The 21,695-nt window shown below is 61.5% G+C and carries 21 protein-coding genes and 2 pseudogenes; 12 read left to right on the plus strand and 11 right to left on the minus strand.

Features of this window, described 5'->3' with window-relative positions; translation table 11 throughout:
• Positions 1-30 precede the first annotated feature (30 nt).
• Positions 31-987, plus strand: a complete 957-nt coding sequence (locus PCOSP_RS25705) for a hypothetical protein (RefSeq protein WP_175363196.1) — start codon at positions 31-33, stop codon at positions 985-987.
• Positions 988-1,085: 98 nt separating this feature from the next.
• On the opposite strand, the gene PCOSP_RS25710 is transcribed toward PCOSP_RS25705, so the two are convergent.
• The 8 genes and pseudogenes from PCOSP_RS25710 to PCOSP_RS25745 all read right to left on the minus strand — a co-directional run bounded on the left by PCOSP_RS25710 (position 1,086) and on the right by PCOSP_RS25745 (position 9,805).
• Positions 1,086-2,498, minus strand: a complete 1,413-nt coding sequence (locus PCOSP_RS25710) for an aldehyde dehydrogenase family protein (protein ID WP_464709780.1) — start codon at positions 2,496-2,498, stop codon at positions 1,086-1,088.
• A 3-nt stretch (positions 2,499-2,501) separates the two neighbouring features.
• Complete coding sequence (locus PCOSP_RS25715; protein WP_464709781.1) at positions 2,502-3,551, minus strand: homoserine dehydrogenase; 1,050 nt, start codon at positions 3,549-3,551, stop codon at positions 2,502-2,504.
• 309 nt (positions 3,552-3,860) lie between these two features.
• Positions 3,861-4,038, minus strand: a pseudogene (locus PCOSP_RS25720) (Lrp/AsnC family transcriptional regulator); the annotation flags it as partial.
• A 138-nt stretch (positions 4,039-4,176) separates the two neighbouring features.
• On the minus strand, positions 4,177-4,614 hold the full coding sequence (locus PCOSP_RS25725; RefSeq protein WP_024780781.1) for an Lrp/AsnC family transcriptional regulator: 438 nt from the start codon (positions 4,612-4,614) through the stop codon (positions 4,177-4,179).
• A 9-nt stretch (positions 4,615-4,623) separates the two neighbouring features.
• Positions 4,624-6,003 (minus strand): threonine synthase, encoded by a 1,380-nt coding sequence (thrC, locus tag PCOSP_RS25730; protein WP_464709782.1) that lies wholly within the window; start codon positions 6,001-6,003, stop codon positions 4,624-4,626.
• 16 nt (positions 6,004-6,019) lie between these two features.
• The gene (locus tag PCOSP_RS25735) at positions 6,020-6,910 is read right to left on the minus strand and encodes a LysR substrate-binding domain-containing protein (protein ID WP_024780783.1); all 891 of its coding nucleotides are present in this window, start codon (positions 6,908-6,910) and stop codon (positions 6,020-6,022) included.
• A gap of 36 nt (positions 6,911-6,946) precedes the next feature.
• The gene (locus PCOSP_RS25740; RefSeq protein ID WP_055135471.1) at positions 6,947-8,377 is read right to left on the minus strand and encodes an amino acid permease; all 1,431 of its coding nucleotides are present in this window, start codon (positions 8,375-8,377) and stop codon (positions 6,947-6,949) included.
• A 150-nt stretch (positions 8,378-8,527) separates the two neighbouring features.
• Positions 8,528-9,805, minus strand: a complete 1,278-nt coding sequence (locus tag PCOSP_RS25745; protein WP_464709783.1) for a cystathionine gamma-synthase family protein — start codon at positions 9,803-9,805, stop codon at positions 8,528-8,530.
• A gap of 291 nt (positions 9,806-10,096) precedes the next feature.
• Between PCOSP_RS25745 and PCOSP_RS25750 the strand changes: the two genes are divergently transcribed.
• Both PCOSP_RS25750 and PCOSP_RS25755 read left to right on the plus strand, forming a co-directional pair.
• A complete protein-coding gene (locus PCOSP_RS25750; protein WP_464709784.1) occupies positions 10,097-11,281 on the plus strand; it encodes a colicin E3/pyocin S6 family cytotoxin in 1,185 nt (394 codons plus the stop codon).
• Entirely contained in the window at positions 11,278-11,505 is a 228-nt protein-coding gene (locus tag PCOSP_RS25755; protein ID WP_464709785.1) for a DUF7683 domain-containing protein, read from the plus strand. The genes PCOSP_RS25750 and PCOSP_RS25755 overlap by 4 nt, the downstream gene beginning before the upstream one ends.
• A 33-nt stretch (positions 11,506-11,538) precedes the next feature.
• Here PCOSP_RS25755 and PCOSP_RS25760 read toward each other — a convergent pair whose 3' ends face one another.
• Together PCOSP_RS25760 and PCOSP_RS25765 are read right to left on the minus strand one after the other, a co-directional pair.
• Positions 11,539-12,459 carry an NADP-dependent oxidoreductase gene (locus PCOSP_RS25760; protein ID WP_464709787.1) on the minus strand — a complete coding sequence of 307 codons (921 nt, stop codon included), beginning with the start codon at positions 12,457-12,459 and terminating at the stop codon, positions 11,539-11,541.
• 13 nt (positions 12,460-12,472) lie between these two features.
• Positions 12,473-12,919, minus strand: a complete 447-nt coding sequence (locus tag PCOSP_RS25765; RefSeq protein WP_139649129.1) for an ester cyclase — start codon at positions 12,917-12,919, stop codon at positions 12,473-12,475.
• Between the two features lie 97 nt (positions 12,920-13,016).
• Here PCOSP_RS25765 and PCOSP_RS25770 point away from each other — a divergent pair, with 97 nt between their 5' ends.
• From PCOSP_RS25770 to PCOSP_RS25800, 7 genes are all read left to right on the plus strand, one after another.
• Positions 13,017-13,955, plus strand: coding sequence for a LysR family transcriptional regulator (locus PCOSP_RS25770; RefSeq protein ID WP_464709790.1), 939 nt, complete (start codon positions 13,017-13,019; stop codon positions 13,953-13,955).
• A 314-nt stretch (positions 13,956-14,269) separates the two neighbouring features.
• Complete coding sequence (locus tag PCOSP_RS25775; protein WP_175363206.1) at positions 14,270-14,893, plus strand: CDP-alcohol phosphatidyltransferase family protein; 624 nt, start codon at positions 14,270-14,272, stop codon at positions 14,891-14,893.
• 11 nt (positions 14,894-14,904) lie between these two features.
• Positions 14,905-16,662 (plus strand): bifunctional alpha/beta hydrolase/class I SAM-dependent methyltransferase, encoded by a 1,758-nt coding sequence (locus PCOSP_RS25780; RefSeq protein WP_464709791.1) that lies wholly within the window; start codon positions 14,905-14,907, stop codon positions 16,660-16,662.
• Complete coding sequence (locus PCOSP_RS25785) at positions 16,662-17,999, plus strand: phosphatase PAP2/dual specificity phosphatase family protein (RefSeq protein ID WP_464709793.1); 1,338 nt, start codon at positions 16,662-16,664, stop codon at positions 17,997-17,999. Before PCOSP_RS25780 ends, PCOSP_RS25785 begins: the two co-directional genes overlap by 1 nt.
• On the plus strand, positions 17,989-18,444 hold the full coding sequence (locus tag PCOSP_RS25790; RefSeq protein ID WP_464709794.1) for a hypothetical protein: 456 nt from the start codon (positions 17,989-17,991) through the stop codon (positions 18,442-18,444). Before PCOSP_RS25785 ends, PCOSP_RS25790 begins: the two co-directional genes overlap by 11 nt.
• A 9-nt stretch (positions 18,445-18,453) precedes the next feature.
• Positions 18,454-19,074, plus strand: a complete 621-nt coding sequence (locus tag PCOSP_RS25795; protein ID WP_139650227.1) for a lysophospholipid acyltransferase family protein — start codon at positions 18,454-18,456, stop codon at positions 19,072-19,074.
• Positions 19,074-20,006: a phosphatidate cytidylyltransferase gene (locus tag PCOSP_RS25800; RefSeq protein ID WP_024778387.1), complete on the plus strand. Its 933-nt coding sequence runs from the start codon at positions 19,074-19,076 to the stop codon at positions 20,004-20,006. The genes PCOSP_RS25795 and PCOSP_RS25800 overlap by 1 nt, the downstream gene beginning before the upstream one ends.
• 58 nt (positions 20,007-20,064) lie before the next feature.
• Here PCOSP_RS25800 and PCOSP_RS25805 read toward each other — a convergent pair whose 3' ends face one another.
• Positions 20,065-20,955: an MBL fold metallo-hydrolase gene (locus PCOSP_RS25805; RefSeq protein WP_464709795.1), complete on the minus strand. Its 891-nt coding sequence runs from the start codon at positions 20,953-20,955 to the stop codon at positions 20,065-20,067.
• 217 nt (positions 20,956-21,172) lie between these two features.
• Here PCOSP_RS25805 and PCOSP_RS25810 point away from each other — a divergent pair, with 217 nt between their 5' ends.
• On the plus strand, positions 21,173-21,412 hold the full coding sequence (locus PCOSP_RS25810) for a type II toxin-antitoxin system RelB/DinJ family antitoxin (protein ID WP_047702740.1): 240 nt from the start codon (positions 21,173-21,175) through the stop codon (positions 21,410-21,412).
• A pseudogene (locus tag PCOSP_RS25815) lies at positions 21,402-21,694 on the plus strand (type II toxin-antitoxin system RelE family toxin). Before PCOSP_RS25810 ends, PCOSP_RS25815 begins: the two are co-directional and overlap by 11 nt.
• Position 21,695: the final 1 nt, after the last annotated feature.

Genomic DNA, 21,695 nt, shown 5'->3' on the forward strand with positions numbered 1-21,695 from the left:
CCTGACTGCCTAGGCCAAGGATTGCCCGTCATGGAAGAACAACAGTTCCCCTACGATGTACATCTGTACGACCGGCGTTTCCTCAACTGCTTCCAGCGTCATGCCGTTGTGTTCATGAAGCGCCTGGGCATTGAAGTGGACTGGCTTTTTTATAACGCGCTGCCTGCGGTGGACGACATCTTCCAGCAAATGGTGGTGGAGAACAAAGCCAAGTACGCGCTGCAAAGTCCCTATTTCGCCGCCGACGACCTGGCACTGCTGGGCATACGTTTTCATGAGCGCAAGGCCGAATGCCTGGATGACCTGCTGCCCGTCATCCACCAGCAGATCCAGGCTTATGGCTGCGCCTTCCTGTCGGGGGATGTGTATTACTTTGCCCACTGCCCCGAATACCGCAGCTCACATGCGCAGCACGTTGTCGTGCTGCGCCAGGCCAATGCCGATGGCAGCTGGGACATCGTCGATGATAACCCCGCCAGCGTGCTGTGCGAGTACCGATACCCCCAGGAGGTGCTTGATCAGTTCTTCCAGAATGAGGGCAGTCGGCGAATGTTTTGCCTGGAATGGACGCCGACTCAACAACACGATGTCGACGCGGCATTCCGACAGCGGCATCAGGCATTCCTGGATAACTTCCAGGCGCAACCCTGGTTCTACGCCCACCTGGAACAGCTGCTCGACAATCCCCTGGCCTGCAACACGACCAAGTTTCGCGCGCTGCATGATGTGTTCACGCTCCTGGCCGGCTCCCGCCATTGCTTTGCCCGGTACCTGTCGATGACGGGTGTACCCGAGGCGACCATAGAGCGGGTCGAGCGGTTTGCCAAAGAAGCCGGTGTGCTCAAAGGCTTGATGGTCATGGCGCAAATTACCGGCAAGGTTCGTCGCCGCGACCTGATCGACCGTTGCGCCGCCCTGGAAGGACTGGAGGCCGAATACCTCGGCGATCTCCGTTCGCAGCATCAACTAAGGATGGCCCGGGCCTGACAGGCCCGCCCGCGCCGGGGGGCGCCGTCAATGCGGCCTGTCATCCGGGGCGGAATGCCAGGCGGACAGCGCTCCCCGCTTCCTGTTTCCCGGATCGTTCAACCCAACGTATTCAGGCACACCACCTTCGGTTGGGTCATTTCCTCGTAGGCAAACCGCACCCCTTCCCGCCCCAGGCTGCCGTATTTGGAGCCACCGAACGGCATCGCATCAAAACGAAAATCGGAGGAGTCGTTGATCATCACGCCTCCGGCTTCGATTCGGCGTGCGGCGCTCATGGCGGTGGCGAGGTCGTTGGTGAAGATGCCGGCGTGGAGGCTGTAGTCGGGCTCGTTAGCCAGGGCGATGGCTTCGTCGAAGGTGTCGAAGGGCTGCAACACCACCACCGGGGCGAAGACTTCGTTGCGCCAGAGGCGGCTGGCGTGGTCGACGTTTTCCAGGACGGTGGCGGCGTAGCAGGCGCCTTGGCGGCGGTGGCCGCAGAGTAAGGTGGCGCCTTCTTGCAGGGCCTCGTTCACCACATGCTCGGCATTTTGTGCGGCTTGCGGGGTGATCATCGGGCCGATGTCGGTGTCGGCCAGCAAGGGATTGCCCACCACCAGCGCTTGGGCCTGGCTGACGAAACGTTCGCGGAAGGCTGCGTAGATCGGCGCCTGGATCAGCAGGCGTTGGGTGCCGATGCAGTTCTGGCCGGCAGCCCAGAAGGCGCCGGACAGGCAACTTTCAACGGCCGCGTCGAGGTCGCAATCGCCCATGACGATGACCGGTGCGTTGCCGCCCAGGTCCATGGCGAGTTTCTTCAGGCCGGCGGTGCGGGCGATTTGTTCGCCGGTGACGAAGCCGCCGGTGAAGGAGATCATGCGCACCTCGCGGGCGGCGACCAGGGCTTTGCCGAGTTCGGCGCGGCCGGTGGCGACGGTGACCACGGACTCAGGCAAACCCGCCGAAACCAGATACGAGACCAATTTGAGGGCCGACAACGGCGTCAGCTCGGACGGTTTGAGAATCACTGCGTTGCCGCCGGCAATGGCCGGGCCGAGCTTGTGGGCCACCAGGTTCAGCGGGTCGTTGTAGGGGGTGATGGCAACGATCAGGCCCAGAGGCTCGCGGGAGAACCAGCCCTGGCGCGACTCGGCGCCGTCATAGGCATCGAACGGCACCACTTCTCCGGCGTTGCGCCGGGCTTCTTCGGCGGACAACTTGAGGGTGTTGATACAGCGTTTGACCTCCTTTTCCGCCTGTTTGAGGGTCTTGCCGGCCTCGTCGACAATCAGCCGGGCAAACGCCTGGGCGTCGCGCTGGATGTTCGATGCCGCCTGTTCGAGGATGCTGGCGCGGCGATGACGGGGAAGCGCGGCGCAGGTGCGCGCGCCGCTGCGGCCGGTCGCCAGCAACTGCGGGACCTGGGAGGCGCAGACGTCCGCGACGGTGCCGACGACGCTGCCGTCAAAGGGGTTGAGGACGTCGATTTGCGCTTGCGTCACGGCCAGGGCCAGTCGAGATACGTTCATGGATTACTCCTGGTTGCGCACGGCAGACTGGTGGATGGCGATGATGTCCGAGAGCAGCGCAAACGCCGTTTCCGTGCGCCCGGCTCCAGGGCCGGACACCGTCACGGCGCCGAGCAGTTCGGAGCTGAACGACACGGCGTTGATGGCGCCGCTCACGCCGGCGAGCGGATGATCGTTGCTCAACAGGCGCGGTTCGACGCTGGCGCTGATCGAGCCGTTGGCGTGTCGGCTGGCGGCGCCGATGAGTTTCCAGCGGGCGCCGTCCTGGCGGGCTTTTTCGATGTCGTCGAGGTCAAGGGAGGAGATCCCTTTGCAGCTGACATCGCTGACCTTCAGCTTGGCGTCGAGCAGTTCGTTCGCCAGGATCAACACTTTGAGGCGCACGTCGTGCCCTTCGACATCCGCGGTCGGATCGGCTTCGGCATAGCCCAGCGCTTGTGCCTTGCTGACCGCTTCGGCAAACCCCAGTCCGTTTTCCATGCAGGTGAGGACGAAATTGGAGGTGCCGTTGAGGATGCCCTCGAAACCCGTCATCGCACTGCCGGCCAGCAACTGCTTGGCGACGCGAATGACCGGCGTGCCGCTCATCACCGAGCCTTCGTATTCAAAGGCGACGTTGTTGCGGCGGGCCAGTGCTTTCAGCTCGGCGCCATGCAGGGCAATCGGTCCCTTGTTGGTGGTGACGACGTGCTTGCCGCCTTCCAGTGCCCAGCGGCAGAACGAAGTAGCGGGCTCGCCATCCACCGGGTTGGTGAAGGTGGCTTCGGCGATGATGTCCGCGCCGCTCTCCTTGATCACCGCTTCGTTGAGCGCTTCGACGTTGCCTCCTGGCCATTGCGCAAAGGCGCCCTTGGTGGCGGGCAGTTTGGCCAGCAGCGCAGCGTCCAGGCCTTCACGGCCCATGACCGAGCCAAGAAACAGGTCGGTCACGCCGACGATCTTCAGGGTGAAACCCAGTTCGGTTTTCCAGCGGTCGTTACGCTCGGCGATCAATTGCGCCAATGCCCGGTTCACACCGCCGAAGCCGACCAGCGCCAGTTTGTATTCAGTCATTTTTGTTGTGTCCCTTGATCCGGGTGATGAGGTTGTTGGATCTAGGTTAGGGGGTGGGCCGGGCAGTGAAATATGCCAATTTGCTCTATTTCATGGGCGTTTTGACCAGGGGTTGTCTGGGTCGATCAGGCGCGGAACGCGGAGCGTCCCTGGCGGCATTCCCACGCGGGAGCGTGGGAACGATCAACAGACACATAACCCTGGGAGAGCGAGCCTGCTCGCGATAGCGTCAGGTCAGTCAACATCGAAGTCGGCTGGTCTACCGCTATCGCGAGCAGGCTCGCTCCCACAGGGGTTGTGTGTCGAGCTTCAGATCACTGACGACAGCACGAATGAGGTGACGGTGTTCTCCCCCCCGGTAACGCCGAGATGTTCTTCCAGCCCCTGTGCACCCGCTCCGGGCTCGCCGCGGCGCCGTATAACCCAGGATCGCCCCGTCGCGTTCGAGGCGTTCGATGCGCTGGCGCACGGCATTGCGCGACAGCGAGCGTGGGAACGATCAACAGACACATAACCCTGTGGGAGCGAGCCTGCTCGCGATAGCGTCAGGTCAGTCAACATCGAAGTCGGCTGGTCTACCGCTATCGCGAGCAGGCTCGCTCCCACAGGGGTTGTGTGTCGGGCTTCAGATCACTGACGACAGCACGAATGAGGTGACGGTGTTCTCCACCCCCGGCAACGCCGAGATGTTCTTCCAGACCCTGTGCACCCGCTCCGGGCTCGCCGCGCCGACCCGCAGCATCAGATCGAATTCGCCACTCATCACATCGCACTGAAGCACTTCTGGCATGGCTTGCAGCGCCTGCAACACTTCCGCGCCGCGCATGCGGTCGTAGCGGTAGACGAAAATCACCGCATTGATGTTCGACGCAGCCGAAAGCCCCTCCCCCGTCCGCACCGTATAACCCTGGATCGCCCCGTCGCGTTCGAGGCGTTCGATGCGCTGGCGCACAGCGTTGCGCGACAGGTTGACCTTCGCCGCCAGCTCGGCATGGGCGGCCCGGGCATTGAGGCGCAGTTCGGCGATGATGCGTTCGTCGAGCGGGTCGAGAATTCGCTTCACGGGGCCTCCTTACAGCGTGCCGAGCAGTTGATGGAGGGTGTCGAGGTCGTCCGGCTGGATCCGATGGATCTGCACCGGGCCGTGTTCCGCGAGCGGGTGATGCAGTGGCGAAACGCTGATCCCCAGCTCGCCAAGCAACGCCGCCGATTTGGCCGGTGAGATTTCCCCCAGGGTCACCATCGGCGCCACCAGGCTTCGCCGGTATAACCTGGCCGCAAGCACGCCGGTGGCGGTGTGGGGGTCGATGACGTAGCCGGTGTCGCGGTACAGCGAGGTGATTTCTTCCAGGGTCTGTTCATCACTGACGGCGTAGGAATCGATGATCATCCGCGCCTGCAGCCAGAACTCATTGGCGATGGTCATCTCGCCGCTGCTTTCGAAGTGTTCCATCAGCGCACTCACAGCCTGGTCGTCATGCCCGTAGAGCTCCCAGAGAAAGCGCTCCAGGTTGGAAAAGATCGACAGGTCCATGGCCGGCGACAAGGTCTTGTTGGCGCGCAACCGGGAGTAGTGGTTCTTCAAGAATAATTGGTGCAGCGCATCGTTCTGGTTGGTCGCCACGATCATCTGGGTGATCGGCAAGCCCATCTTCTGCGCAATGTAACCGGCATAGACCTCGGCAAAACTCGCCGCCGGCACACTGAAACCGATGGGCCGCTGGCCGCCGCCCAGTTGCAGTACGGCGTGGAAATAGAACACCAACTGCGCCAGCACCCCCACCCAGTTGCTGGAGTTGAAACTGATCGCTTCGTGCCCGGTGCACGGCCACTGCCGGAACAGCCGGCTGACCAGGGTCTGGCACTCGTCGAAGCTGCCATTGACGGCGAACTGGTGGACCCGGGGATGCGCCACCGCCTGGAGGTGCCGGAGTTGGTCCTGGGGTACGCCCGCTTCCGGGTAGACCACGACCACCACGGTTTCCTCGCAGTGCTTGAAAGCTTCGATGGCCGCCAGCCCGGTATCGCCATTGGTGGCGCCGATCACCACGGCGCGGCGATCGCATTTGCGCAGGAAATATTGCACCAGCCGAGCCTGGAGTTGGGCGGCAAAATCCTTCGAGGAGCGGGTCGGGCCATGGAACAGTTCCAGGACCCATTCGTTGCGATCCACCTGATGCAGAGGCGCCAGGGAGCGATGGCTGAATTGGCTGCCAGCCTCCTTGAGCATGCGCTTGAGGTCTGCCTCGGGAATCGTCTCGCCCACGAACGGGCTCATCACTCGATAAGCCAGCTCGTCATAGGACAAGGTCGACCAGTTGGCAATCTCCTGGGGTTCGAACAGCGGCAACTCCAGCGGCACGAACAGCCCGCCGTCCGGGGCCACGCCCGATAACACGACCTTTTCGAAATCGACCTGCACGACCGAGTTTCGGGTACTTACATAGCGCATGGTTGGCTCCGGCCATTCATTTGAAACGATGTGCCTGCTCGACCAGCCAGGTGGCGAACATGACGGCGTCGGGGTGCTGTTCGGTCCCGGAACCGCGTACCAGGTAGAACGACTCGCTGGCTTCGATGCGCTGGGTGAAGGGTTCGACCAGGCGTCCCTCCTCAAGCAGGTCAGCGACCATCGACGACCGGGCCAGGGCGATCCCCTGCCCCAGTTCGGCCATGCGCAAGGTGCAGACCAGCGTGTCGAACTGCATGCCCGTCGACGAATCGACGTGGTCGGCACCGACCATGTTCAGCCAGTACCCCCAGCCTTCTTCATACCCCAACACATGCAACAGCGGATGCTTCGCCACGTCCGCCGGTTCCTGCAGCGGCGAGCGTGCCATCAGCGCTGGCGAGCAGACGGGGAACAAGGTGTCCCAGGTCAGCCGCTGCGACACCAGGCCGGACCACTGACCATGGCCCCAGCGAATTTCCAGGTCGTCCTCGCCATCCAGTTCCTTGACCCAGATGTTGCTGATGTAGCGGATGTCGACCTGGGGATGGGCCTGGCGGAAGTCCACCAGTTTCGGCGCCAGCCAATGCACGAAGAACGCCAGGCTGCCGCGGACCTTGATCGGCCGGCGCTTGTGCTGGCCGAAAATCTCGTTGGTCCCCACCGCCAGGCGCGTAATCGCATCCTGTACCACCGGCAGGTAGGACTGGCCCTCCTCGGTCAGACCCAAGCCACGGGGCAGGCGTTTGAACAGTGCCACCCCCAAGTGGCTTTCCAGCTGACGGATCTGCTGGCTCACCGCGCCTTGGGTCAAGCACAACTCCTCGGCGGCGTGGGTGAAGTTCAGGCAGCGGGCCGACACTTCGAATGCCCGCAGCCAGTTCAACGGGGGTAACGGTTTCTGCTTCATGATCCTGCCTCATTGACGCCCTCCCCCCGGCACCGCCTAAATTGCATCGGACGGCTGCGCCAACGGGTTCACCAGCAAGCGTTGCTCGCGGCTTTTGCGGGTAATGAAGTACACGAAATAGCACCAGACGATGAATGGCAAGCCGAAGTACAACGCCACCCGCTGTTCCGGATCGAAAGCAATCCCGACACACGCCAACCCGCAGGAGGCCAGTGCCCCCAGCGGCACCCACGGATAGCCGCGGACGCGGAACTTGAGGTGGCGCACATCACCGCCATTGGCAACGTAGTGACGACGGAAAGCGATCTGGCTGGCGGCGATGCTCATCCACACCACCACCACGGCCAACCCGGAGATCGACACCAGCGCCAGGTAGATGGTGTCGGCGGCAAAGACACTGCTGAGCAACGAGGCGGCGCCGCCGGCCATGCTGACGATGATCGCGTTGAGAGGCGTGCCCATGCGGGTCAGTGCCGAGAACTGCTTGGGCAGGTGCCCTTGGTCGCTCAGGGTCCAGAGCATCCGTGAGGCGGCGTACAAGCCGGAGTTGGCGGCCGACAGCAAGGCGCTGATGATCACGAAGTTCATGATGTCGGCGGAGTACGGAATGCCGATGTAGGTGAACACGGTGACGAAGGGGCTCTCGACGATGCCGGCCTGTTCGCGAGGCAACAAGGTCGACAGGACGAAGATGGTCCCGACGAAGAAGATCGCCAGGCGCAGCACGGTGGTGCGGATGGCGCGGGGCACATTGCGCTGGGGATCCTTGGTTTCACCGGCGGCGATACCGATCAACTCCGTGCCGGAGAAGGCAAACGAAACCGCCAGCAGCGTCATGGCAATCGGCATGAAACCGGTGGGGAAAAGCCCTTCGCGGGTGAAGTTGCTCAAGCCGATGCTGTGGGCCTGATCGATGTGCAGCAGGCCGAGAATCGCGCCGCCGCCGATCAGCAGGAACGCCACCACGGTCGCGACCTTGACCAGGGACAACCAGAACTCGGTTTCGGCGAACAAGCGCACCGAGACCACGTTGCTCAGGAACACCACGCAGGCGAACAGCGCGCTCCAGATCCACACCGGTGTGTCTGGAAACCAGCGCGCCATCAGGATACCGGCGGCGGTGAATTCAGAACCGATGGCCACGGTCCAGGTCAGCCAGTACAACCAGGCTACGGTATAACCGGTGCCCGGGCCGAGAAAGCGCGTGGCGTAGGTGCTGAATGAACCGGTTTCCGGCATCTGCACCGCCAGTTCACCGAGACACATCATCACCATGTACACCATCAAGGCGCCGATGATGTAAGCGATTACCGCACCCAACGGGCCGGCTTGATTCACGGTGTAGCCGGACGTGAGGAAAAGCCCGGTGCCAATCACGCCACCCAATGCCAGCATGACGATATGGCGTGTTTGCATTTCCTGCTTGAAGCCGACCTGCGTACTGAGTTGTTCTTGTTTTATGGACATGGTTGTTCTCATGAAAGTCGTGAGGACACGCTCCGACCTCTGCGCGAAGTGACAGCACAGAGACAACACGGGTCGTCATCCGGTTTTATTATTTTCCTATTCATGAACACCCCCGTGACCGCCTTGTCGCGAGGGTCTGACGCTGACAGTTCAACGGCTGGTTTCGGTGCACACTTCCAGGGTTGAAGCGTGCGAATTCGTTTGCGTCCGCTGTTCCCGCGCAGCCCGGACAAAGGCGAATGCCTGCTTCAAGTCGTCGAGCAGATCGTCGGTGTCCTCGATGCCCACCGAGACCCGCACCAACCCCTCGGAGATGCCCAGGGCCAGCCGTTCCTCCAGGGTGTTTTCGACATGGCTGGTGGTGCGCGCCGGGCCATAGATGGTTTCCACCGCACCCAGGTTGCCCGCGCAGTGGGCGAAGCGCAGACGAGGCAGGAGCGCGGTGACGGTGTCCATGCCTCCGACCAGGACGAAACTGACGATGGCGCCAAAGCCGGCCATTTGCGCACACGCCACGGCGTGGTTCGGATGGCTGGGCAAGCCGGGATAGTTGACTGATTCCACCAGCGGCTCGGTGCACAGGAACTCCGCCAGGGCACGCGCGCTGGCTTGCTGCTGACGCATGCGCAGCACCAGGGTTTTCATGCCACGAATGATCATGAAGGCTGAGAACGGGTCCAGTGCCGCACCGTTGATTTCCCGGTAATGCCGTACCTTGGCCATCAGGGATTCGCTGCCACAGACCAGGCCGCCGAGCACATCGCCATGGCCACTGAGGAACTTGGTCGCGCTGTGGATCACCACGTCCACGCCCAATGCCAGGGGATTCTGATTGAGCGGCGTGGCGAAGGTGTTATCCGCCACCACCACGGCGCCGACCCGCTTGGCCGCCGCCACCAGACGCTGGATATCGAGGATTTTCAGGGTCGGGTTGGTCGGGGTTTCCAGGTACACCACCTGGCAGCCCTTGGCGATTTCCCGTTCGATCTCATCGTGATCGAAAGTCTCGCACAAGGTCGCCTTCACCCCCATGCGCGGCAGGAATTCTTCGAAAATCTTGTTGGTGCCGCCGTAGCTGTCCTTGGTGGACACCACCCGATCGCCCTGGGCCAGAAAGGTGTAGAGCACACTGCTGATCGCCGCCATGCCGGTGCTGAACGCCACGGCGGACTCGGCCATTTCCAGTTCACGGATCTTGGCTTCGAGGGTCTCGACGGTGGGGTTGCTCATGCGGCTGTAGATAAAGCCCGGGGCCTTGCCCAAGGCGACGTCGTACCAGACGTCGATATCGTCGTAGCCGTACGCGGCGCTGACCACGATGGGGGTTTGCGTGGCGTTGTAGGGATGCCTGACTTGCTCGCCACCCCAGACCGCCCGGGTTCCCGCTCCTGCGTTATCAAGCCCTGCGCTGTCAGGTTTGTTATTCATTGAGGCTACTCGCACTTAGGGGGTGAACGCTGAGTCATTCACCGGATCTGGCAGCCAATATAGGGAAAAGCAAAGCACCCGAGAAACGATGTTATCGGTGCCAAAGGTCTGCTTTTTTTAATGGCTGGGTGCGAAGTTATTGGCTGCAACGCGCCTTCTTCGTTCACGCGCTCCAGTGTCCTGCGGAGCCTGAGGAAAAAGGCACAACCAATACAGAAAGCGCCTACAGCCCCAGCCTGAGCCCTTGGGTTAGCGTCTCTCCCGCATCGACTGGACGAGACCTGCCCCTCCGTGACACGCCAAAAAGACATCCCCCAAGTCAAGAACCCACCCGGCGGCGACGGGCATTACGTCACCTATCGGGACATGACACCCAGCGAGCTGGCCGAGCGTGAAGCCGGGCAACTGAAGTATGAAGCCATGCTTGCCCGGCAGGCCGCCTACGAAAAGGAACGCTGGGCCACGGTCGATAGAACGCCACTGCCCGTCACCGGCAGTGTGTTCGCCAAGAGCTGCAAGTTACCCGACGGCGTCATTGATTACCGCAACCCCAACGGTTATGTGCCGGCTGACTTGGTCAAGCAGTACGGAGATCTGGTTTGGCTCGGCGGCAGGCATACCGATGGATCGGGGACTGTGCCCCTCAAGCAGATGGGCGCCGGCGCGGTAACCGCGTCATTGGGCAGGCTTGCTCTCGGCGGCACCGCACTTGAAGCAACCGCGGCAACGGTGGGCGGCACCGTCGTCACGGGGCTGTTGACCGGCATGGTTGCCTTGCTCTGGCCTTCCAGCCTGGGTGATAGCGCCCTTTACTCCGAAGAACAGCTACACAACTTGAAGCAGGCCCGCAGCCGAATGCGCCTGCAAATAGAGCAACAGGCCGATGGCAGCCTCAAGGGCTATGGCTTCTATACCGGCCAGAACCGCGATTGGGAAATGGTCGACGTCGTCCACCTGGTCCCTCGCGCCGACCACTACATCGCCGACTTGGGTGACGGCATCGAGCTGATCTGGACGCCAGCCGTCGATCCGTCCGACACCCTGGGTATCCCCGCCCTGGAAGCGGCACCGCAGGCCCCTCCCATCTGGATCTACCCGCCCACGCCGATGGCCGACAGCATCATCGTCGATCCGATTTATCCGCCGGAGTATCGGGATTTCATTCTGGTGTTTCCGGTGGGGACGGGGGTTCGGCCGGTTTATGTGGTCTTGAGCACCGCACATCATGACTACCATCAAAAACCGGGCTCCCTACCTGCTTTTCCGGATGCAAAATGGGCGCAGCCCAAAACGCGTATGAAAGGCGGAGGGTTGCGCCCTCGCTGGAAAGACCCTGACAGAACAATATATGAATGGGACTTTCAACATGGCGCGTTAGAAAAATATAACAAGCGAGGCAAGCACCTGGGTGAATTTGATCACGTTACTGGACTTCAGACCAAACCAGCTAACCCAACTAGGACGGTAGAACCATGAAACATACAATAATGGGTGTAGTTGACGGAGAGGACTTTGCGTCATACGAAATCGAACTTCCTCTCGAAACCAAGGGCCTAGCTAAAATAATGAATTGGGCAAAAGAGGAAGAATATTTGTATGACTATCAATTAGATAAACTTCAAATTGAAGCTTTAGAAGAGGCATGCTCAATCGAGCTGCCTCGAAACTTGGTGCTTTTTTTGACCAGCAGCGGCAACTAATCGACGGTTAGAAGTTGGGTGTTGGATTAACGATCAGCCCCCAGGGCGAATAACCACCTTCCCTCGAGCATGCCCAGTGGCGACCTTTTCCAACGCCGTCCGGATTTCCGCCAGCGTAAAGGTTGAATCGATGATGATCTGCAATTGCCCCTCGCTGAACTGTCGGATCGCCTCGGGAAGGAAAGGCACGGCGCTGGCGAAGAAGACGAACTCACCCGTGTGACTGTCCCGGCCTTCGATATTGAATTCCACCAGGGTAGATATGCGTCCGCCCGGACGCAGCACCTGCCAGGATTCCTCCAGCGTTTCGCCGCCCAGGGTGTCGAGCACCAGGTCGATTTCGCGCACGCTGTCCAGGGTCTGGGTTCGGTAGTCGATGACTTCATCGGCGCCCAAGCTTTTCAGCAGTTCGAGGTTCTTCGCCGAGGCCGTTGCGATCACATGGCAGCCGGCGAGATGGGCCAGCTGGACTGCCATGCTGCCGACGCCGCCGGCACCGGCGTGGATCAGCACACGTTGGCCGCGCTGCAACTTGCCAATATCAAAAAGCGCCTGCCTGGCCGTGCCATACGCGGTCGGCAATGCCGCGGCCTGTTCGAAACTCATCGGCGCGGGAATGACACACAGTTCGGAGGCGGCGATGACCAGATGGGTGGCGAACGCACCGCCATGCTCGGGGGAGGTTCGTCCGACCACTCGATCCCCGGTCTTGAGGACGCTCACCTGCTCGCCGACGGACTCAATCACACCGCTGAAATCGGTCCCTGGAGCATAGGGGAATGCCACCGGGAAGATCGGCTGCATGTAACCGGCGAGTATCTTGACGTCCAGCGGATTGACGCTGGCGGCCTCAATGCGCACGACCACTTCGTTGGGTTGTGGGTTTCGCAACCTCGCTTCGCCCTCGACGATCACATCCGGGCTGCCGAACTCATTAATCAAAGCGCTCTTCATGGGAAAACTCCTTTCAGGCCTGGGCAGGGAACTGGCCGAGTTGAAGGAACAGGGCAAACCAGTCTTCCATGTGCCATGTCGTGGTCAGCTTCGCGTCACGGAACGTGTGGAATTCATGAATGCGGAAACTGACCTGCTTGCCGGTGGCGGCGATGCCGAAGAGTTCGCCTGCATGGGTGCCGGTGATTTCGGCGCGCACGCCCATTTTTCCGGGCTCCTGGACCATGTCGTGGACGACGATCCGCACATCCGGAAACGCCTGGACGAAGCTGCGAATGATGGCCTTGATGCCTTCCGGGCCAGGTACCTGGCCGGGTGCCAACGGGATGTCGTCCCAGTCACGGGTGAGTACTTCATCGACGAGATCTGGCTGTTGGTCACTGAATGCACGGTAGAAGGTTTCGACGGCCCGGCGCTCGGCGCGCAGCTGTTCAGCAAGGTGGGTGGTTGATAGGGTCATTGGGGGTCTCACCATTGAAGTGGGGTGGTAGCGAGAGTTTGGGATTGAAGGCTATGATCCGTCTAACAAATAGCTGATATGAATGATTATTTGATTTATGGATTTTCATGGGATTGATCTGAACCTGCTGGTGGCCTTCGACGCGCTGATGACGGAGCGCAATGTCACCCGCGCGGCGGCTCGGGTGGGTGTCAGTCAGCCGGCGATGAGTGCCGCGTTATCGCGGCTGCGAACGCTGCTTGGTGATGGGTTGTTTGCCCGCAGTGCCGAGGGGCTTTTGCCGACGCCTCGAGCTCGGGACCTGGCGGTGCCGATTGCCCAGGCGCTGCACCAGCTTCAAGTTGCATTGGTCGAGCGGCCCGAGTTCGAGCCTGGCAAGGCTTCGCTGGTGTTCAAACTCGGCCTCTCCGATTACCCGGCCTATGTGCTCTTGCCCGCGCTGTTGCAGGCACTCGCGGAGCAGGCGCCGGGGGTTTCGATGAACGTGTACGCGTTCAACGACCGAGATCACGCGGTCGACATGCTGGACAGCGGCTTGATCGACGCAGCAGTGGGCGTGCCGCCGACCCAGGCGGCGGCGCGGATATTGAACCGGACCGTGCTCACCGACGAATTCGTCACCATCGTCGCCCATGACCACCCGGTGGCCCGTCGCGCCATGACCCTGAAGACCTATCTGCAACTTCGCCATGTGCTGGTTTCGCCGGAGGGAGACTTGCACGGTTTGGTGGATCACGCCCTTGCCCAACAGGGCAAGCAGCGCGAACTGGCCCTGACGTTGCCACAGATGTTCGCCGTGCCCTCGCTGATCGCCCGCACCCGGTTGACCGCTACGGTGATGAAACGGGTGGCGATGGGCGCGGCGGGCAGCAACAAGCTGGTGATGTTCCCACCACCGGTCACGTTGCCTCGGATGGCGTTCGACCTGATCTGGCACCGGCGCAGCGAGTCTCATCCGGCGCAGCAGTGGTTCAGGGGGTGGTTGAGGAAGTGGCTGGGCGGGTTTGATTTTGCATTCAATGTTGCGGGTGTCTGATAGGCCGCTATCGCGAGCAAGCTTTGCTCCCACAGGGGATCAGTGCTGGAGTTTGGGATTCGAGAGATCCGCAAGTCCATGTGGAAGCGAGCCTGCTCGCGATAGCGTCGGCACAGCCAGCATCACCGTCGACTGACACACCATCGCGAGCAGGCTCGCTCCCACATTTGAATGGTGTTTCCATCCCAGGAGGATTCAGCGCGAGATGTAGACCGAAGCTCATTCCCAACAAATAACCACCAGCAAACCCTCAACCTATCGTAATCTCGCTGCTGAATCCTTTATGCCCGCAACCGGCCCGAGATCTCGCCCCGATGCCCTCCATCTACCAACTCAAGCCCGCCTTCCAGAACCTGCTGCGTCCCGCCGTCCAACGGCTCTACGACAAGGGTGTCACCGCCAACCAGGTCACCCTGCTCGCAGGCATCATTTCCGTGCTGGTGGGTGTGGTGATCGCCTGGTTCGCCAGTCATCCGTGGGTGTTTGTACTGGTGCCGGTCTGGATGTTCCTGCGCATGGCCTTGAATGCCGTGGACGGCATGCTGGCGCGGGAGTTCGGGCAGCAATCGCATCTGGGTGCCTACCTGAATGAGCTATGCGATATCATCGCCGACGCGGCCCTGATCCTCCCCTTTGCCCTGATTCCCGATGCCAGTCTGTTGCTCGTGTTGTTGGTCACGCTGTTGGCGTTGTTCAGCGAATACGCGGGTGTGCTGGGGGCGATGGTCGGGGCTTCGCGGCGCTATGACGGCCCCATGGGCAAGAGTGACCGGGCCTTTGTATGCGGCGTGTTGGCGACCGGTATTGCCTTGGGTTGGCTCGGGGCGCTGTGGGTCGATGGTGTGATGGCGGTGGTTGCCGCCCTGCTGGTTTATACCTTGGTCAACCGGGTCCGTCATGGCCTGGACCAAGTGAAGGAAAACGCTCCCTCAGCATAAAGGAACTTGCAATGCGCGAAGCTCAAGACCGGACATTCACCACCCATGATGGCGTGGAGTTGTTCTACCGGCACTGGCCGGCCGTGGCCGTGGACCCGGGCGAACCCCGCAAGGCCGTGTTGTTGTTTCACCGAGGTCATGAGCACTCCGGGCGCATCGCGCATCTGGTGGATGAGCTGGACCTGCCCGGTTTCGAGTTCTTTGCCTGGGACGCCCGCGGCCACGGCCAGTCCCCCGGTGAACGCGGTGACAGCCCGAGTTTCGCCACCAGCGCGCGGGACGTGCAGACCTTCTGCGACCACATCGGCGCGATACATCAGATCGACGAGCAGAACATCGCCGTGGTGGCGCAAAGCGTCGGCGCGGTGATCGCGTCTACCTGGGTTCACGATTACGCGCCGCGCATTCGCTCCCTGGTGCTGGCGTCGCCGGCGTTCAAGGTCAAGCTGTACGTGCCGTTCGCCCGCCCGGGCCTGGCGCTGATGCGCAAGTTTCGCGGCAACTTCTTCGTCAACAGCTACGTCAAGGCCAAGTTCCTCAGCCATGACCCGGAACGGGTGGCGTCCTATGACAGCGACCCGCTGATCACCAAGGCGATTTCGGTGAACGTGCTGCTGGGCCTGTACGAAGCCGCCGACCGCGTGGTCGCCGATGCCCAGGCGATCCAGGTGCCGACGCAGCTGTTGATCTCCGGTTCCGACTTTGTGGTGCATCGCAAACCCCAGGAACAATTCTTCGAGCGGCTGGGCAGCCTGCACAAGGAAAAACACATCCTGCCGGGATTCTTCCACGACACCCTGGGCGAGAAGAACCGCGCGCCGGCCGTCGCCAGTGCACGCCGTTTCATCCTGCAGAATTTCGCCCGCCCGCTGGACCGCCCTTCCTTGCTGGATGCGGACCGCATCGGTGCGACCTGCGCCGAGTCCGAAGCCCTGGCAACACCCCTGCCCCACAATTCGTTGCGCGACCTGTACTGGCGCATGACCCGCGCCAGCATGCGCTTCGGCAGCAAGCTGTCGGCCGGGGTGAAGTTGGGTTTCGACACCGGTTTCGATTCCGGCAGCACCCTGGACTATGTCTACCGCAACCGCCCCACCGGCACCTCGCCGATTGGCAAGATGATCGACCAGAACTACCTGAACTCCATCGGCTGGCGCGGCATTCGCCAGCGCAAGCTGAACGTCGAGGAGTTGCTGCGCCTGGCGATGGGCAGGTTGCGCGAAGAGAATCGCGAGGTGCGCATCGTCGACATCGCCGCCGGTCATGGCCGTTACATTCTCGAGGCGCTGCAAGGCGTCAGCCCGTTGCCTGAGTCGATCCTGCTGCGCGACTACAGCGATATCAACGTGCGCGACGGCAGCGCGCTGATCGTCGAAAAAGGCTTGGGTGACATCGCCCGGTTCGTCAAAGGCGACGCCTTCGACCGCCAGGATCTCGCGGCGCTGGAGCCCAAGCCGACCCTCGCCGTAGTGTCTGGCCTGTACGAGTTGTTTGCCGATAACCAGATGGTCGGTGGCTCGCTCGCCGGCCTGGCTGAAGCGGTGGAGCCTGGCGGTTACCTGGTCTACACCGGCCAGCCATGGCACCCGCAACTGGAACTGATTGCCCGCGCCCTCACCAGCCACCGTGCCGGCCAGGCCTGGGTGATGCGTCGGCGCAGCCAGGCCGAAATGGATCAATTGGTCGAAGCGGCGGGCTTTCGCAAGATCACCCTGCGGGTCGATGAGTGGGGCATCTTTAGCGTTTCGCTGGCGCAGCGCGTGCAGTGATGAGTGCCGTCATCGCACCGCCCCGCGAACCTGCCCTGCTGAAACCGGCGGTGTGTTGGCTGCTGTTGCTCGCGCCGCTGTTCTTCAGCACCTACGGTTTCGCCACCTGGGTGACGGCCCGGCGCAGCGACGTCGGCAGCCTGGTGTTCGGCTGGGAAAGCCACATGCCGTTCATGGCCTGGACCATCGTGCCTTACTGGTCGATCGACCTGCTTTACGGCCTGTCGCTGTTGCTGCCCACCAGCCGCGCCGAACTCAAGCGCCACGCCCTGCGCCTGCTCACGGCCCAGGCCATTGCGGTCAGTTGCTTTCTGATCTGGCCGCTACGCTTCACCTTCCCCCGGCCGGAAATGGATGGGGTGTTCGGTTGGCTGTTCGAGGTGCTGGCCGGTTTTGACAAGCCATTCAACCAGGCACCGTCGTTGCACATCGCTTTGCTGGTGATTCTCTGGGTTTGCTATGAGCGGCACTTGCGGGGCGTATGGCGCTGGGTGATGCACGGCTGGTTCGCGTTGATTGGCGTGTCGGTGCTGACCACTTACCAGCACCACTTTGTCGACGTACCGACCGGCGCCTTGGCCGGTTGGCTGTGCGTCTGGCTGTGGCCGCTGGACCGGCCGAGCCCGCTGCAAAGCGCTCGGCTGACGTCGGACCGCAGCCGCCTGCAACTGGCCCTGCGCTACGGCGTGGGTGCGGCGGCGCTGTTCATTCCGGCGTTTGCCTTCGGCAGCGCGTGGCTCTGGCTGATCTGGCCGGCGGCGGCGGTGTTGTTTGTGGCGCTCAATTATCTGCTGTTCGATGCCGGCGGCTTCCAGAAGCGGGCCGATGGCCAACTGAGCCCAGCGGTACGCTGGTTGTTGGCGCCGTATCTCGCCGCCGCCTGGATCAATTCCCGCTGGTGGACGCGCAACCATCCGCAGCCGGATCACGTGACCGACAACGTCTGGCTGGGTCGCATTCCCACGCCACTGGAGTTGAAAGACAGTGCGTTTACCGGGGTGCTCGACCTCTGTGCCGAAATGTCCATGGACAGCACCGGGATTGCCTATCGCTCGCTGCCAGTGCTCGATCTCACGGCACCGACCGCCGAGCAATGCCTGGAGGCCGCGCTGGCCATTGAACAACTGCGCCAGCGAGGGCCGGTGCTGGTCTGTTGCGCCTTGGGTTATTCGCGCAGCGCCACCGCCGTGATCGCCTGGCTGTTGCACAGTGGCCGGGCGGCCAGTGTCGATGCCGCGATTGTGCAGCTCCAGCGCGTCCGCCCCCATATCGTTTTGCATCAGGCGCACCGTCAGGCGCTGGAGCCACTGCGCAAAGGCCATCGCCATGAGCAGTGATATGCAACTGCACGCCGTGGCGAGCCTGTTGCGTCGAGGCCATTCGCTGGACCAGTTTTCCACCGGTCTGACCCTGCTGGCGGCGCTGCTGGGGTTGGGGCAATGGCTGGTGGGCAGCGTCGACCCCTGGTTGCTGCTGTTCAGCATCACGCTGTTCAGCCTCGGCGTGTTGCAAAAATACTGGGCGTTGCGCGTGGCGTTCGATGCCGATCTGTTCCAGCGCGTGGCTGACGGTATCCAGCCATTGGCCGAACGCACCCAGGCACTGGATCAGGCCTTGAGCACGCTAGGCCTTCATCCGGTCGAACGCGCTGGCCGCCCCTGGAGCGAACGCAGCCACGGCGCCTTGCGGTTGCTGCGCACGCAGTCGCTGTTATTGGCCGCACAAATTGTCTTGACGCTGGGCTTCATCCTGGCCAGCCCTTGGTTAGCTTTTACAGGATAAGGAATCCTCATGCTCGAACCCGTCGTTGCCAACCTCATCACCTCCGCGGCCCGCATGGTCACGGGCGCCCGCAGCCTGTGGCTCGGCAGCGCGCCGCAGCCGGTGCAGCGGATCTATTTCGCCAACCACAGCAGCCACGGTGATTTCGTGCTGCTCTGGGCCTCACTGCCGCCGGCGCTGCGCAAGCTCACCCGGCCCGTGGCGGGTTCCGATTATTGGCAAAAGAGCCCGGTGCGTCGCTACATCATCAACCGGGTGTTCAACGGCGTGCTGGTGGATCGGGAGCGCAAGGACCCGTCCTACAACCCTCTGCAACCGATGCTCGAAGCCCTGGAAAATGGCGACTCGCTGATCATCTTTCCCGAAGGCACGCGCAACCCCGATGAAGGCTTGCTGCCATTCAAGAGCGGGATCTATCACTTGATGAAGAGCCACCCCGAGGTCGAAGTGATTCCGGTGTGGATCGCCAACCTCAACCGTGTCATGCCCAAGGGTCGCGTGCTGCCCCTGCCGCTGTTGTGCACCACCAGTTTCGGCGCACCGCTTCGCATCGAAGACGGTGAAAGCAAAGAGCATTTCCTTGAACGCAGCCGCGCCGCACTGCTGGCACTGGCCCCGGAGCACGTCTGATGGATCGATATACCCTGATGTTGTTTGGCGGGATTGGCGCGATTCTGGTGCTGGCCTCGCTGATCGGTTTCATTCTCAAGCTAAAGACCAAAGGTACGCCGAACTCGGTCATCGACAACCTCAACGCGCGAATCAACGCCTGGTGGATCATGGTGCTGGTGATCGGCGTCGCGTTCTGGCTCGGCAATGCGGCGGTGATCCTGCTGTTCTATGCGGTGTCGTTCTATGCCCTGCGGGAATTCCTGACCCTCACACCGACCCGGCGCAGTGATTATCCGGCGCTGGTGGCCGCGTTCTACCTGGCGCTGCCGTTGCAGTACCTGCTGATCTACTACGACTGGTACGGGCTGTTTTCGATCTTTATCCCGGTGTACGTGTTCTTGCTGCTGCCGATCCTGGCGTCCCTGGGGGGCGACAGCACGCACTTCCTGGAGCGTGCTTCCAAGGTGCAGTGGGGACTGATGATCGCGGTGTTCTGCATCTCCTTCGTCCCGGCACTGCTGACCTTGGACATCGCCGGTTTTGAGGGACGCAACCTGCTGTTGATCGCGTACCTGGTGATCGTGGTGCAATTGTCGGACGTGCTGCAGTACGTGTGCGGCAAGCTGTTCGGCAAACACAAGATTGCGCCGAATCTGTCGCCGTCGAAAACCGTCGAAGGCTTTGCCGGCGGTATTTTCCTGGCTTCGCTGATTGGTGGAGCGCTGTGGTGGATCACGCCGTTCAATCCTTGGCAGTCGTTCCTCATCGCCTTGCTGATCAACCTGCTGGGCTTTGCCGGCGGTATCGTCATGTCGGCGATCAAGCGCGACCGGGGCGTCAAGGATTGGGGGCACATGATCGAAGGTCATGGCGGCATGCTCGATCGGTTGGACTCGGTATGCTTCGCCGCACCGATCTTCTTCCATCTGGTGCGGTACTGGTGGACCTGAAAAAAAAGCCCACTTGAAGTGGGCAAGGGGAAACGAGCGCTCTGCACGCCGGGAAGCGTCAGCTTGACTGTTTGCCGGTGGCGGATGGCATAGCGGTGCAATCGCCCCGGACCTTGCGCGCCCGGGCCAGGGCGCGCTCCCATTCCCGGGCATCGTGACTGCAGAAAATGTCCACGGGCTGATGGTTGCGGGACAGTGCCAGTTCCCGCAAACGCCCCTGGTTATGCAGGCGCGCCGGGCGATGGGTGTCCATCATGTACTGGTAGAACTTCAGGCCCGGTGGGCAATGGGGTTCGGGCTGATGGACTTCATCATGAAAGAAATACGCGTCGCCGGCGTGCAGCATCCAGCCGTCCGGGGTGCGCAGGGCGATTCCGGCGTGACCGGCGGTGTGGCCCCGTAGCGGCACCAGGAAAATGTCCTCCTCTTCCGCACCGATCAGTGCCCGCACCGAATCGAAGCCAAACCAGGTGTCGCCTTCGGTGGTGTAGAACTCCCAACTGTCCACACCCTGCCACTGGCGGGCCTGGAACCGACGCCGACCGATCCAGGTGTTTGCAGAGCGGGCCACCGCCATTTCATCGCGCATCACATGTACCCGGGCCTGGGGGAAATCCTGCAGCCCGCCGGCATGATCGAAATCCAGATGGGTCAGTAGGATATGGCGCACATCGTGGGCGTCGAAACCCAGGCGCCGTACCTGTTCCAGGGCCGTGAGGCGATGTTCGAACTTGATGTTGTTGAAGACACGAAAGAATCGGCTCAGCCGCTCCGGCGTCTGGATATCCCGTTGGCCGAACCCGGTGTCCACCAGGATCAGGCCGTTGGTGTCGGTTTCAATCAACAGGCAATGACACACCAGACACGCCGTCAGCCCCCCGCTATAGCCATCGAACAAAGCCCCACCCACCGGGCACATGCAACCGCAGTTCAGGTGATGGACGCGCATGGGTGGCCTCCTGTCGCGAGGGTGGGCTTGCCCTGTTTTATGAATGGGCTCTTTGAAATCGACTGGAAGTCAGGGGGAGAATTCAGGGGAGGCGACAAGCGGCGGCACCCGTCAGACCTCCTCTTCGTCTGAAAGACACCCGATCAGCAAATCGAGGTTGCCGAATACAAGAGGCAATTGTTAACGTAACGTCAAACGTCATTACAAGTACCACCCCATGGCTTCTATCAACATTCGCATCGACGACGACCTGAAGCAGCGATCATTCGCCGAGCTGGAGAAGCTCGGCGTCACACCTTCCGAGTTGCTGCGTCAGACACTTCAGTACGTAGCAGAGCGAGGCAAGCTGCCTTTTAAAGCAGCTCTGCTCAGTGAAGAAGACGAAGCACTCATTGCGGTGGTAACGGAGCGTCTTTCCAACCCTCAACGAGTGAAGGTCAGCCTGGATGACCTATAGCCTCGAGTTTGATCGACGTGCATTAAAAGAATGGAACAAGCTAGGCGATACACTGCGACAACAGTTCAAAAAGAAACTGATCGAGGTACTTGAAAACCCTCGCATCGAAGCCAATCGACTTAGACAACTTCCCGACTGCTACAAGTTGAAATTGCGAAGCGCCGGTATCGCCTGATCTACCAAGTTATTGATCAGGAAGTTGTGGTGCTCGTTGTTGCGATAGGAAAACGCGAGCGTGAAGCAGTTTATCAAGATGCGCAGGAGCGCATCTCATCCGATTGAT

This window comes from Pseudomonas sp. MAFF 730105 (genome assembly GCF_055380705.1).